13 protein-coding genes are annotated in these 14111 nt (G+C 30.3%); 11 read left to right on the top strand and 2 right to left on the bottom strand.

Features of this window, described 5'->3' with window-relative positions:
- Positions 1-48: 48 nt before the first annotated feature.
- On the bottom strand, positions 49-930 hold the full coding sequence (locus L1S47_RS07850) for an aldose 1-epimerase family protein (RefSeq protein WP_238883044.1): 882 nt from the start codon (positions 928-930) through the stop codon (positions 49-51).
- A gap of 134 nt (positions 931-1064) precedes the next feature.
- On the opposite strand from L1S47_RS07850, the gene L1S47_RS07845 reads away from it, so the two are divergent.
- The 5 genes from L1S47_RS07845 to L1S47_RS07825 all read left to right on the top strand — a co-directional run bounded on the left by L1S47_RS07845 (position 1065) and on the right by L1S47_RS07825 (position 5627).
- Positions 1065-2255, top strand: a complete 1191-nt coding sequence (locus L1S47_RS07845; protein ID WP_238883042.1) for a DegT/DnrJ/EryC1/StrS aminotransferase family protein — start codon at positions 1065-1067, stop codon at positions 2253-2255.
- A gap of 11 nt (positions 2256-2266) precedes the next feature.
- Complete coding sequence (locus L1S47_RS07840) at positions 2267-2845, top strand: acyltransferase (protein WP_238883040.1); 579 nt, start codon at positions 2267-2269, stop codon at positions 2843-2845.
- Positions 2846-2856: 11 nt separating this feature from the next.
- Positions 2857-4173 carry a nucleotide sugar dehydrogenase gene (locus L1S47_RS07835; RefSeq protein WP_202766908.1) on the top strand — a complete coding sequence of 439 codons (1317 nt, stop codon included), beginning with the start codon at positions 2857-2859 and terminating at the stop codon, positions 4171-4173.
- Positions 4174-4321: 148 nt separating this feature from the next.
- Complete coding sequence (locus tag L1S47_RS07830) at positions 4322-5152, top strand: YihY/virulence factor BrkB family protein (RefSeq protein ID WP_238883039.1); 831 nt, start codon at positions 4322-4324, stop codon at positions 5150-5152.
- A 118-nt stretch (positions 5153-5270) separates the two neighbouring features.
- Positions 5271-5627 carry a single-stranded DNA-binding protein gene (locus L1S47_RS07825; protein WP_238883037.1) on the top strand — a complete coding sequence of 119 codons (357 nt, stop codon included), beginning with the start codon at positions 5271-5273 and terminating at the stop codon, positions 5625-5627.
- Positions 5628-5693: 66 nt separating this feature from the next.
- Here L1S47_RS07825 and L1S47_RS07820 read toward each other — a convergent pair whose 3' ends face one another.
- On the bottom strand, positions 5694-8327 hold the full coding sequence (locus L1S47_RS07820) for an FAD-dependent oxidoreductase (protein WP_238883035.1): 2634 nt from the start codon (positions 8325-8327) through the stop codon (positions 5694-5696).
- Between the two features lie 529 nt (positions 8328-8856).
- Between L1S47_RS07820 and L1S47_RS07815 the strand changes: the two genes are divergently transcribed.
- The 6 genes from L1S47_RS07815 (at position 8857) to alr (ending at position 14007) form a co-directional block, all read left to right on the top strand.
- Positions 8857-9420: a hypothetical protein gene (locus L1S47_RS07815; protein WP_238883033.1), complete on the top strand. Its 564-nt coding sequence runs from the start codon at positions 8857-8859 to the stop codon at positions 9418-9420.
- Positions 9421-9630: 210 nt separating this feature from the next.
- Positions 9631-9933 (top strand): DUF6514 family protein, encoded by a 303-nt coding sequence (locus L1S47_RS07810; RefSeq protein WP_202766913.1) that lies wholly within the window; start codon positions 9631-9633, stop codon positions 9931-9933.
- Between the two features lie 131 nt (positions 9934-10064).
- Entirely contained in the window at positions 10065-10436 is a 372-nt protein-coding gene (gene acpS / locus L1S47_RS07805; protein ID WP_238883031.1) for a holo-ACP synthase, read from the top strand.
- 9 nt (positions 10437-10445) lie between these two features.
- Positions 10446-11939 (top strand): NAD(P)H-hydrate dehydratase, encoded by a 1494-nt coding sequence (locus L1S47_RS07800; RefSeq protein ID WP_238883030.1) that lies wholly within the window; start codon positions 10446-10448, stop codon positions 11937-11939.
- A 274-nt stretch (positions 11940-12213) separates the two neighbouring features.
- A complete protein-coding gene (locus L1S47_RS07795; protein ID WP_238883028.1) occupies positions 12214-12834 on the top strand; it encodes a germination lipoprotein GerS-related protein in 621 nt (206 codons plus the stop codon).
- A gap of 12 nt (positions 12835-12846) precedes the next feature.
- Positions 12847-14007, top strand: coding sequence for an alanine racemase (alr, locus tag L1S47_RS07790; protein WP_238883026.1), 1161 nt, complete (start codon positions 12847-12849; stop codon positions 14005-14007).
- The last annotated feature ends 104 nt before the right edge of the window (positions 14008-14111 follow it).

Genomic DNA, 14111 nt, shown 5'->3' with positions numbered 1-14111 from the left:
AGAATATAAAAAATCCAGCCTATAGGCTGGATTTTTTGTTTATTATAACTAACTAACAAACTCTAAAATATAAGAGCATTCAAAAGTTTTTCCAACTTCTAAAACTTCTACTCCTTCTTTATCTTTAAAGTCTCCCTTAAAATTTTCATAGTCTGCATGACCAAACCAAGGTTCAATACACACGAAAGGAGCACCTGTAGCTTTTGACCATAAACCTAGATATGGAAAACCAGTGAAATCCATTGACATATATTTATTATGATTTCTTGATCTTAAATATATTTTATTGGAATTTAAGTTTCTAAACACTAGAGCATCATTATTAAATACTTCTTTAGAAAGGGGAATTTTATTTTCATTATTTAAGAAAGGAATATCCTTCCCTGTATAAAGTCCAGTTATTGTTGATAGCTCCATTAATGAAGCATCTTCATTTTCACTAAACTCAAAGTAGTAATCATTAATAGTTTCTCCAGATTCTAGAGTACATGAAAATGCAGGATGAGCGCCTATTGAAAAATATATAGCTTCATCATCTAAATTAGTAACAATGTAAGAAACTTTTACATTGTTGTCTATAAGTTTATAGTTAACTTTTAAAGAAAACTTATAAGGATATACTTTTATAGTTTCAGAATTGAATTTTAATTCAAAGGTCAATGAATCTTGTGTTTGTTCTATTAATTCATACTCAGAAATTCTTCCAAAACCATGTTGAGGAAGTTCATAGGTTTTTCCTTGAACTGAATATTTATTGTTTGCCACTTTCCCTACAATAGGAAAAAGTATTGGTGCATGATATTTCCAATATTCTTCATTTCCATTCCATAAAAACTCAGTGGGATTATTTTTGGTTTTTATGCTATGAAGTTCAGCTCCATAAGTATCAGCTTCAATTTCTAAAAATTTATTTTCTATTTTATAATTCATAGGAATATCTCCCTTCAAAAATATTATACGAGTCTATTATATCATTACAATATGGTTAAAAATATTTTATTTCTATTTTTATTTGTGATAAAATGAGGTTTGTAACAAAAGTAAATTTAAGGGAGTTGTATTTAATGAATATTCCATTAATTGATTTAAAAGCTCAATATAAATCTTTAGAAAAAGAACTAAACGAGGTAACTATAGATGTTTTATCCTCAGCTAACTACATAATGGGTAAGAATGTATCAGAGTTTGAAAAAGAATTTTCTGATTATATAGGTGTAGAACATTCAATTTCAGTTGGAAATGGAACTGATGCTTTAGTAATTGCACTTAAAGCTATGGGAATAGGAGAAGGAGATGAAGTTATCACATCAACTTTTACATTCTTTGCATCAGCAGAAAGTATTTCAGCAGTAGGTGCAACACCAGTTTTTGTAGATGTTAAAAAAGATACTTTTAATATAGATCCAGATAAAATTGAAGAAAAAATAACAGATAAAACAAAAGCAATTATACCAGTGCATATATTTGGGCAATGTGCAGATATGGATGAAATAAATAAAATAGCTAAGAAACATAATCTCTATGTATTAGAAGATGCATGTCAAGCTATTGGAGGAGAATACAAGGGAAGAAAAGTTGGAACATTAGGGGATATGGCTTGTTTTTCATTCTTCCCAACTAAAAACTTAGGTTGCGCAGGTGATGGGGGTATGATAGTTACTAATAATCATAAACTTGCAACAATAGCAACTGCATTAAGAACTCATGGTAGTGGCGAAAATGGACAAAAGGCGTATAATCTTTTAAATAATATTCAAGAAGAAGTTAAGAAGGCTGAAGGAGCTAATGATACAGTATATAATCCATTAAAATACTATAATTATTTAATAGGTTTTAATTCTAGATTAGATGCAATGCAAGCAGCGATTTTAAGAGTTAAGCTTAAAGAAATCGATAAGTGGAATAATAAAAGAAGAGAAGTTGTTGATATATATAATGAAAATTTTAAGGGATTAAATGTTCAAACACCAATAGCGAGAGAGGATATAAAGCATGTATATCACATGTATATACTTCAAAGTGAGGAAAGAGAAAGTGTCTTAGAAGAACTAAAAGAAAAAGGAATAGCTACAGGAGTATATTATCCAGTGCCACTTCATCTTCAAAAAGTTTATAAGAACTTAGGATATAAAGAAGGGGATTTCCCTAATGCAGAATATCTTTCACATAGAACATTTGCAATACCTGTTTATCCAGAATTAACAAGTGATCAAGTAAATTATATAATTGATTCAGTAAAAAATTCATGCAAATAAAGGAGAAGAAAATGAGTAAGGATTATTTTTGTCATGAATCTAGCTATTTAGATGAGGGAGTAGTAATAGGCGCAGGAACTAAAGTATGGCACTATTCTCACATAATGGGTGGTTCAATAATAGGAGAAAATTGCAATATTGGACAGAACGTAGTTATTTCTCCAGGAGTAAAGTTAGGGAATGGAGTAAAGATTCAGAATAATGTTTCTGTTTATACTGGAGTTGAATGTGAAGATGGAGTGTTTTTAGGACCATCTTGTGTATTTACAAATGTAATTAATCCAAGAAGCTTTATTGAGAGAAAGAGTGAATATAAGCCAACAAAGATAAAAAAAGGTGCATCTATAGGAGCAAATGCAACAATAGTGTGTGGTCATGATATAGGAGCATATGCATTAATTGGAGCAGGTTCTGTTGTGACTAAGACAGTTCCAGACTTCGCTTTAGTTGTTGGAAACCCAGGTAGAGTAGTTGGTTATGTATGCAAATGTGGTGAAAAAATTCACTTTGATAAGGGTGAGGCAAAGTGCTCTGCCTGTGGTGAAGAATATATAAAAGATAATAATGGAGTTAAAGCTCTTGAAAAATAGGAGGTATCTTTATGAGCGAACTTAAAGAAACTTTACTAAAAAAAATAAATTCAAAAACTGCAAAGGTTGGAGTTGTAGGACTTGGTTATGTAGGGCTACCATTGTCAGTTGAAAAAGCAAAAGCTGGATTTGAAACTATTGGTTTCGATGTTCAGGATGAAAAAGTTAGGATGGTAAATGAAGGCCACAACTATATCGGGGATGTAGTAGATGAGGAATTAAATGATTTAGTTAAGGCAGGTAAGTTAAAAGCTACAAGCGATTTTTCATTTGTAGAAAATGTTGATACTATTTGTATTTGTGTTCCTACACCATTAGATGAATATAAGCAACCAGATTTATCTTATGTAGTAAGTTCTACAAGGAGTGTATCAAAATATCTTCATAAAGGAATGCTTGTAATATTAGAAAGTACTACTTACCCAGGTACTACAGAAGAAGTACTTAAGCCTATACTTGAGGAAAGTGGATTAGTTTGCGGGAAAGATTTCTTTTTAGCATTTTCTCCAGAACGAGTAGATCCAGGAAATAAGACATTTAATACTAAAAATACACCAAAAGTTGTTGGGGGATGCACAGAAGAATGTACAGAGCTTGCAGCTGCATTATATAGAAATGTATTAGATGGTGAAATTCATACGGTATCATCACCAGCAGTGGCAGAGATGGAAAAGATACTTGAGAACACTTTTAGAAATATAAATATTGCATTAGCAAATGAGATGGCAATATTGTGCAATAGAATGGGAATTGACGTTTGGGAAGTAATTGATGCTGCAAAAACTAAACCTTATGGATTTATGCCATTTTATCCAGGACCAGGACTAGGCGGACACTGTATACCACTTGATCCATTTTATTTAGAGTGGAAGGCAAAGGAATATGATTATCATACTAGGTTAATTGAGACATCTGGTGAAATTAATGATTCAATGCCTGAATTTGTTGTTGATAATGTAATGAAAATATTAAATAAACATAAGAAGGCTATGAATGGCTCAAAAATATTAGTGATGGGATTAGCTTATAAAAATGATATTGATGATTATAGAGAATCTCCATCATTTAAAGTTATAGAGAACTTAGAAAAACATGGAGCAGAAGTAATTGTAAATGATCCATATTGTCCAGAAGCTAAATATAAGAAAAAGATATATAAGTCAGTTGATTGGAATGAAGTAATAGATGATGCTGATGCTGTAATTATAACAACAAATCATAGCTGTTATGATTATGAAGAGATAGCACGTAGAGCAAAAGTAATATATGATACAAGAAATGCTACAAAGAATGTGAAAAATAATAGAGACAAGATATTTAAATTATAGTATACATTAAATTAGTATTATAAAGGCTTGTAAAAGAATCTAATTACAAGTCTTTTTTCATTTAGGTATAATATGTGATAAAAAAGTGTAAATATATAATTATGTAAGTAAAAGTTTCGTAGAAAAGTAATAGAAGGGAAGTGAAAGCATGAGTAAGATATATATAGGCAACACTTGGACACCATGGAAGTTTTGTAAAAGGCTTGTAACTAAAGTAAATGATGACGATATATTTGCACTTTCAGCTCAATTGGCCTACTACTTACTATTATCATTTTTCCCTTTTCTCATGTTTATAATGATAATGATCGGATTTAGCCAGCTTAAATCTGATGAGGTTTTAGTGTACCTATCAACAATATTGCCTCAAAATGTATATCAATTAGTTGAGTCTACAGTAGTAGAAGTAATTAATGGACAAAAAGGACAATTAATTTTACCTACAGCACTTTTAGCTATTTGGACTTCATCATCAGGATTTTCTGCAGTAAATAGAGGGCTTGATAAAGCATATGAAGTTAAAGAGACAAGATCTTATATCAAGAGGACAATTTATGGAATTATTGGCACAGTAGGTTTGGGAATAATAATAATACTAACATTGTTATTAATTGTCTTTGGGGGAGTAATAAGAGCATATTTAATAGCAAAGTTCCCATTTGACGATATAATAACCTTCGCATGGAACAGTGTGAGATTTGCAGTTATTATGTTAGTAATGATTTTTGCTTTTGCTGCCAGTTACTATTTTATTCCTGCAAAAAAAGTAATGTGGAAAGAATGTTTTCCGGGAGCTATAATAAGTGCATTAGGTTGGATTGTTGTATCTTCATTATTCTCTTTTTATGTAAATAATTTTTCAAATTATTCGAGGCTCTATGGGAGCTTGGGAGCTGTAATAGCATTAATGACTTGGTTATATATTTCTTCATTTATAGTCCTTTTAGGGGGAGAAATAAATGCTATCTTACTAGAATAGTTGATAAAAATAAGTTCATAATATAATGCAAAAATCTTTTTGGTTGTTATGGAAATAATGTATATTTCATTGAAATATGGTTAGAATTAACAATGAAGAATTTCAGGAGGTTGTATATATGAACAAAATTGTGTTAATGGGAAGAATAATAAAAGACCCTGAACTTAGAGTACTTGAGGAAAGCGAAAAGATGGTTACTAAATTTATTATCGCAGTTGAAAGGAACTTTAAAGGATCCGATGGTACCAGAAAGTCTGACTTAATTCCTGTAGTAATGTGGGGAAGAAAAGCAGAAGTTCTTTGTGAATATGGGAAAAAGGGTACTTTATTAAGTTTAAGTGGCAGATTGAGAACTGGAAGCTATGAAGACAAAGATGGGAGTAAGAAATACATAGCAGAAGTTATTGCTGAAGATTTTAAGTTTATTCAAAATAAGCCTATACCAGAGAGAGAATATGCAGATGATAAAAAATAATGATTTTTAAAAATAAATAATTGAAACAAAAAAATTAGAGATGAAACCATCTCTAATTTTTTTCATTTATTTAAGGAATGAGAACACTTCTGATTTTGTAATCTCTTTTGAAATACCTTCTATTATTTTTGAAGAGGTAGATAAATCACCAATTAATATTCCACCAATTAGTTTATGATTTTTAAAGAAGTATTTTGAATACTTAGCTTCCTCGTTACTTTTTACAGATAAATATTCTAAAGAAGAATCATTAAAATCAACTGTGCCAGCAGAGAAGATTTTTGTATTTAATGCATCAAATATTACTGAGGAAACAAACCCTTGAAATTCTAGTGAATCTCCTGCAGCATTTGCTCCTGCTATCTTACCCATTTCGATAGCAGCTGGCCAGTTACCATAAGATATTCCCTTTAACTCAGCTACATCTCCACAAGCATATATTCCATTTATATTTGTTTCCATCTTGTCATTTACAATTATACCCCTATCACAAAGAACTCCAGTAGCCTTAGCTAAATCTGTATTAGCTCTAATTCCTACTGAAAAGAGAACTATATCAGCTTCTATTTCTTCTCCTGTGTTTAATTCAACAGATTTTACTGTATTATTACTTGTTTTAATCTTATTTACAGATTCACCAAGCCTTAACTTTATATTAGTAGAGTTTATAGCTGTTTTAAATAGTTCAGCACCTTCATCGTCTAATTGACGAGGTAGCAGCCTTGAGAAAAACTCTACTACATTAACTTTTGCCCCAGATTTATTTATTTCCCATGCAGCTTCAAGTCCTAGAAGCCCACCACCTACTACAACAACTTTCTTTTCTTTACATAGATTCATTTTAAGTTTGTTAACATCTTCTATATCTTTTATTGAGTAGATTCCATTAATAGAGTTATAGTTAAAGGAGTTCAAGCTTATTATTTCTTTTTTATTATCTAAGTCAATAACCTCAACATTAGGAATGAAATTATGACTTCCAGTAGCTAAAATTAGTTTATCATAATTTATTTTAGTATTATCTTCAAAATTAATTACCTTTAAATCCTTATTTATAGAAGTAACTTTTTTACCTAGAATCTGATTAATTTTATTATCATCATACCACTTTGATGGTGCTATATAAAAAGTTTCTTCATCTATTTCTTGAGAAATTAAGTCAGATAATTGAGGCCTAAAATAAGAAGAAAGTTTTTCTTTAGATACTAATGTTATATTAGCTTTTTCATTTCTTTCTCTTATGGCTTTAGCAGCATAATATCCGGCAGCACCATTACCAATGATTACAAAGTTTTCTTCAGTATCATTCCTAAAACTTCTATTTTCTTTTACAACTTCAACAAATTGCTCTCTTCCTGCACCACATACTGGACAAATCTCTGGTGGAACAGTACCTTCAAAAATTTCTCCGCATACTACACACTTCCAATATTTAATTTCACCATCTGTAGATATTTGAGCTATTTCTTTATTATCTTTCACATTTTGCTTTTGTTCTCTACCTAAGATTTTTTCAGCAAAACCTACTCCAAATTCAAATGCTTCTTTTAAGTCATTATCTGAAGGTTTGAAGTTAATTCTTAACCCAGGAGAGAATAAATTCATATTTAATTCCTTGAGTCTTGCTTCTATTCTAGGAACAGCCTCTCCGCTCCAACCATATGATCCAAATGCACCAGCAACTTTTTTACCATGAATTATTGGATTAAGTTTTGATAATAAGTCACGTATAGGTTCCAATAACTCACCTACAATAGTTGGAGAGCCAAAAAGAATTCCATCAGAGTCAGATATATCAGATACAATATCATTCATTTGATTATGAATAACATTATATAGTTTTACTTCAATATCAGATACTGATTTTATTCCATCTGCAATTGTATTTGCTAGTTGTTCTGTGTATCCGTAAGCAGATACGTATGAAATTGTAACTTTTTTCTTATCATTGTTAACTGAAGGAGTGCTCCATCCCTTATAGAGATTAACAATTTTCCATGGATCTTCCCTTAATATAGGACCGTGTCCAGGACAAATTAAATCTATATCTAAATCCTTTATTTTATCTATTGCTTTAAGAACATATGGTTTAAAAGGTCCCATTATGCAATCATAGTAATATCTTAAAGATTCCATATATTCTTTTTCATTCGGAATTTTATCATTAAAAATTTCTTCAAAACAATAATGAGTACCAAAAGAATCACAAGTTATTAATGTTTTATCTTCGGGAATAAAAGTATATATTGTATCTGGCCAATGTAGAAATGGTACAGATAAAAATTTAAGAGTTTTATTTCCTAAAGATAGTGTGTCATTATCAGATACTATAATAGATTCAAATTCTCTATTAGCAATATTCTTTAAAAATCTAATAGCAGCAGCAGAGCCAACAACCTTTGCTCCAGGGGAAAGGTCTAATAACTTGGCCACGGAACCAGCGTGGTCAGGTTCTGTATGATCAACGACGATATAATCAATTTTTGATACATCTATATCAAGATCCTTTAATCTTTCAATATATTGATCAAAGAATTGTTCCTTAACAGTTTCAAAAACAGCAACTTTTTCACTACCTTTAACAACATATGAATTGTAAGTTGTTCCATAAGGGGTATACATTATAATATCAAAAATTCTTAGTTCAGGGTCAAGTGCACCGACCCAGTGTATGTCCTTTTTTACTTCTAAAGATCTCATATTTTCACCTTCCTTAAAATCATTCACCATTAAAAATTATTGCAAAATATAATTATTAGTTAATAATAATTATTAGTTATTGATTAAATTATACAACAAAAAAAATAAAAATAAAAGAGATAAAAGGCAAATTACTCTTAAATATTGTTAAAAATTTAATAATGTAATTTATAATATTATTTTAGAAATCACATAATACCATATTTTGGTTATATTTATTAGGATAAAATATTGCTAATTCCATCTTTGTTTAGAATTTTTTGAAGATTTTTCATAAATATGTTGATTTTTAATTTTCGTGTGTTATAATAAATTCATGGTATGGGAACGTATACAAAAAATTTCAACTATGGGATTATGGATTTATTGAGAGATTAAGAGAGCTAATTTAATTGGCTCTCTTTTCTTATTAATAAATAACATAAAATATGAAATTCCTACATAAAATAGTACCTGACACTAGTACTATTAGTATTCTTATGCATTTTGAAATATCTTTAGTTAATGTATAAATTAGGGAGGGAATAAAATGATTCACAAAATGTCTTCAAAAAGTTTTTATGAATTTGTAACATTAGCTGTTGCGAGAGAGTTAGAGTATTTTATAAATGAATCCAATTACACTGTAGCTTTTAATAGTAACATCAAAAATTTAGTTGATGAGTTAAAAGCTCTAGGGAAATTAAACATAGAATTCATGGTTCTATTTAATACTAGTGGTGAGATAGCACTTATTAATGAAGAAATAGTAGGTGGATATATTGCCGAACGAATGGTTAAACAATTAAGAGCTGACTATGGAATAAATGACGAAGAAGAAATTTTAAAAAAAATTATAAATGGTGAAAATAGAGAAAAGGAATTGTTTATATCAAACATCTATAAGTACTTAATTAAGATATTAAAGGAAATATATAAGGATATTAGATATAGAAAGGAAGTCTTAGAGAGTTATAAGAAGAGATATTCATTAAATAATATGGAGACAGAAGAAATGGCAGTGACTTTAGCATCAATTTTGATTATTGAAGATATTTGTGGATATTTATCTCTAGATGTTGAGTTAAAAAATATTATAATTCAAAATTTATAATATTTTTCTCAAGAAAGTAGATTTTTGTAGATAAAGAGAAGTTTGTATATAGTACAAAGTACATTTTAAGATAATAATGTCTATTTATGAGAGAAATTAATTTAAAGCTTGTTCATCTTTTGACAAGTTTTTTGAAACCCTTATGTTATGATTTTTTTATACAGTATTTTTATGCCGAAGGGAAAATTGTAAAGATTAAGGGGGATAAAAATGGTTATTTTGAAGAGTGAAAAAGCAGTGGAGGAAATTGACTTTGATATTAGGTATGAATATTCATACAGGCTAACAGAAAATTTATATGATAACGTTAAAGCATATGGTATTGAAGCTGAGCGCTTACTGTTTAAAGCTGAAGAGTTAAAGGATGTAGAGCGAGAAAGTATAAACCTAATTTCGCCAATTTATAGCAAGGTTGAAGAAATGTTAAACTTAATATATAAGCATAAAGTTTCTCCTGTTCATGTTATTGACATATTAGGAGAAAAGGTTGATGAATGTGTTCTAGATTTTTAGATTTATATTATGATCAAGTGATTGTGTAGGGATTGGCGCTTAATACTCATTTAAACAATTATTAGCCAATCCTTGCTAATTAAATTCTCCAGTTGTAGAATTTAGATATATTTATTAATTGGAGGAATACAATGATATATGGTGTTGGAGTTGACATAATAGAAATTGACAGAGTCGAGCGAGCAGTTAACAGAACTTCAAGTTTTTTAGCTAAAGTTTTTACTGAAAACGAAATACAATACTTTAAAAATAAAAACAATAATTATGAAAGCTTAGCAGGGAGTTACGCGGCAAAAGAAGCGTTCTCAAAAGCAGTAGGGTTAGGTTTTAGAGGATTCACTTTGGGTGAAGTTGAGGTAGTAAGAGATGAACTAGGAAAACCATCAATTGTGTTATATGGAAATGCTAAAGAGTTAGCGGACAAATTGAATGTAAGTAATATTCATTTAAGTATCTCACATAATAAAACAGACGCAATTGCATATGTTATTTTAGAAATATAAGGAGGAGTTATGATTGAAGTTTTAGGTTCAGAAGGTTGCAGAGCTATGGATAGAAAAACCATAGAAATTCTTAAAATGCCGAGTGTGCTATTAATGGAAAATGCAGTTTTCTCAATGGTAAAACATTTTTATCATCTAGATGACATTTTAATTATCTGTGGAGTAGGAAATAATGGTGGAGATGGGGTTGCATTAGCAAGACATTTATATTTTCTAAATAAGAAGGTAAGAGTAATTGTTGTAGGTTCCTTAGATAAAGCATCAGTGGATTTTATTTGTAATTATAATATATTAAAAAATCTAAATGTACATATTATATTAATTAATAAGGACGACTTAAATATTAAAACTATTTGTAGAAATACTAAAGTTATAGTCGATTGTTTATTTGGGACAGGACTCTCAAGAAACTTAAATGAGCAGTACATAAAAATAGTTGAAAGTATGAATTCTTCTTCAGCATATAAAGTTTCCATAGATGTGCCTTCCGGGTTAAATTGCGATACGGGAGAAGTTATGGGAGCATCAGTCAAGGCAGATAAAACTATAACCTTTCAGACAATGAAAAGAGGATTCTTAAACTATAAGGCTCTAAGTTATTTAGGGGAAGTAATAATAGAGCCTATAGGAATTCCAGAAAGCATTTTAAAAGAAGTAAGTGAAGGAATAGTTATGACGGAAAGAGCTGATATAAGCAGTCTTATTCCTAAGAGGGAAAGGTTCGGCTATAAAAGTGATTATGGTAGAGTTGCAATTATAGCTGGGAGTGAAGAATATTCTGGAGCAGCATACTTGACAGCACAAGCAGCTGTTAAAACAGGTTCGGGCTTAGTGAATTTATATACTCATAGAAAGATAAGGGATTCTATGAGGAATAAATTAAATGAAGCTATGGTGGGAGAGTATCATCTAGAAGAGGAATTAGGGGAAAAAATAAATTCAGCGAAAGTAGTTGCAATTGGTCCAGGGTTAGGAACAACTCCAGAAGCCCACAAACTAATTAATTGGGTAATCACTAATTATGCTGGAAAGATTGTTATAGATGCTGATGGATTAAATGTATTAGCTAGTCAATTGGATATATTAAATAAGTGTAAGGGTGACATAATTGTAACGCCACATTTGGGCGAAATGGCAAGACTCACCGGTAAAGGGATAGACGATTTTAATATAAACAGAATTGATATAGCAAAAGAATTCTCAAATAAATATGGAGTAACTGTATTATTAAAGGGATTGTATACGGTTATTGCAGGAGCGAATCAGGTATATGTAAACCCTACAGGAAATAGTTCTATGGCATCAGGAGGTATGGGGGATACACTGACCGGAATAATTGCATCACTTATTGGACAAGGGATAAATATCCTTGATGCAGCTAAATTAGGGTCATATATTCATGGGTATATAGGAGAGCGTTTATCTGAGGAGATGTATTCAGTTAGTGCAACAAGTATAATAGAAAAGATTCCAAGCTATTTAAAGGAATTATCCGGTGGATAATTTCCTTAACAATTTTTACTCTTGAGGAGCTTATAATATTTTAGGCTCAGGATAACATTATAAGTTTCCTATAAAAAGGCTATGGATTTACCTAAAGAGTAAAAAATAGAATTAGTCGCCTGCCAGTTTTTCCTCACATTCGTTTGGAAAGGCAGATGCGAGTAAAAAATCGACGGCTCATAATCGCCTTGACGATTTTTTATAACTTAAATTATGAATAATTAAATTCATTTAATAATAGTATTAGTGTAGAGCAAATAACTTTGGAGGAAAAATGAAAAAAAAGATTGCACTAAGCATGTTATTATTTGTAATAATTTTATCTTGTATTTCTATTATTTATATGAAAATTTCCAGTTCACCAGAGAGGGTTTTGAAACTATTAAGAAACATTAAGAGTTATGAATGTAATGTAGATTATAAATTTTATAATTCAATGGGAGAAAAAGAAGAAACCACTAAGCAGTATTTTTTGAAGGAAAAAGGTAATAAAGTGGTCTTTGGAGACAATAGAATTCAGGTGTATAATAATGAGGGACAAGTTGTAGGTGGAAATGATAAAGATGGAGAATTATTTGAAACTTCTAAGGAAAACTATGACTTCTATGAAGCTTCATTTATAAACAACTTATCAAAGTATTTAAATGATGAAAGAGCATTATCATTTGAGTATAATAAGGAAATTGGAAAAGGATATTATAAAGTTAGCATACCACTAGATATTAATAATCCTAATTTGGATGTAGGGATTTTATATATAAACATTCCAGATAAAGTTCCAGAACGATTTGTCATATTAAATAAAAAAGGCGAAAAAACATTTGAGGCTAGGTACACTGACTTCCAGATTAATCCTAGACTTGATGCAGGTCTTTTGGAAATTAAAAGCAACTAAGAGGTGGAATTAATGGATGAAAGCATAAGACCAGTTTGGGCAGAAATTAACCTGAATTCATTGGAAAATAATATGAGACAGATTAAAAATTTAGTAAAGGATAAAAAAATTTACGCAGTAGTAAAGGCTGATGGATATGGCCATGGAGCACTAGATGTCGCACCAATTTTTCTGGAAAATGGAGCTACAGGACTAGCTGTAGCGGTTATTACAGAAGCACTAGAATTAAGGAGATCTGGGGTTAAGGCACCTATCCTAATTTTAGGATATACACCACTAACATTTGGTGATAAGATGGCTCAATATGATATTGAACAAACTGTTTATGATCTTAATTATGTTAAAGAACTTTCAGATATAGCAATAAAAGAGAAGAGAAATATAAAAATTCATATAGCATTAGATACAGGAATGGGGAGAATTGGAATATTACCAAATGAAGAGGGATTAGAAATTGTAAGAAAGATAAGCAAGCTTCCCAATATAATATTGGAGGGCATTTTTACTCATTTCTCCACAGCAGATGAAACTGATAAAAGTTATACTAAATATCAATTAAAGCTGTTTTATGATTTTACTAATAGATTAGAACAAGAAGGAATTAAATTTAATGTTAAACATGTATCTAATAGTGCAGCTATAATGGATATGGAAGAAACTTATTTTGATGGAGTAAGGCCAGGCATAATAATGTATGGGTATTATCCATCAGATGAAGTTCTTAAAGATAAGCTTAATCTAAAACCTGCATTGACTTTGAAAACTTCAATTGCACATTTAAAGACATTGCCTCAAGGTATGTATATAAGCTATGGAAGAAAATTTAAAACAGAACGAGAAAGTATTATAGCAACACTTCCAGTAGGATATGCAGATGGGTATACAAGAGCTCTTTCAAATAAGGGGAAAGTTATCATTAATGGGAAATTAGCTCCTATAGTTGGAAGGGTATGCATGGATCAAGTCATGGTTGACGTTACAGATGTTGGAGAAGTAAGTGTTGGTGATGAGGTTGTTCTATTAGGAGAACAAGGAGAAGCTAAATTTAATGCTGATGACTTAGCTGAGATTCTAGATACTATCAATTATGAGATAATCTGTATGATAGGCAGAAGAGTTCCAAGAGTTTACATCAGAGATGGAAAAATTGTCAAAATAAGAAACTATGTGTAGTATTTGAAAAAAATAAATAGAGAAACAAAGGTCGAAATCTTTGACAACGTGACATAATTTGTAATATAATTAATACATAATCTCTTTTTCTACCTAGGAGGAAT

Source organism: Clostridium sp. YIM B02551 (assembly GCF_022324735.1).
Taxonomy (GTDB): domain Bacteria; phylum Bacillota; class Clostridia; order Clostridiales; family Clostridiaceae; genus Clostridium_T; species Clostridium_T paridis.
This window is presented reverse-complemented; position numbering and strand designations above follow the sequence as displayed.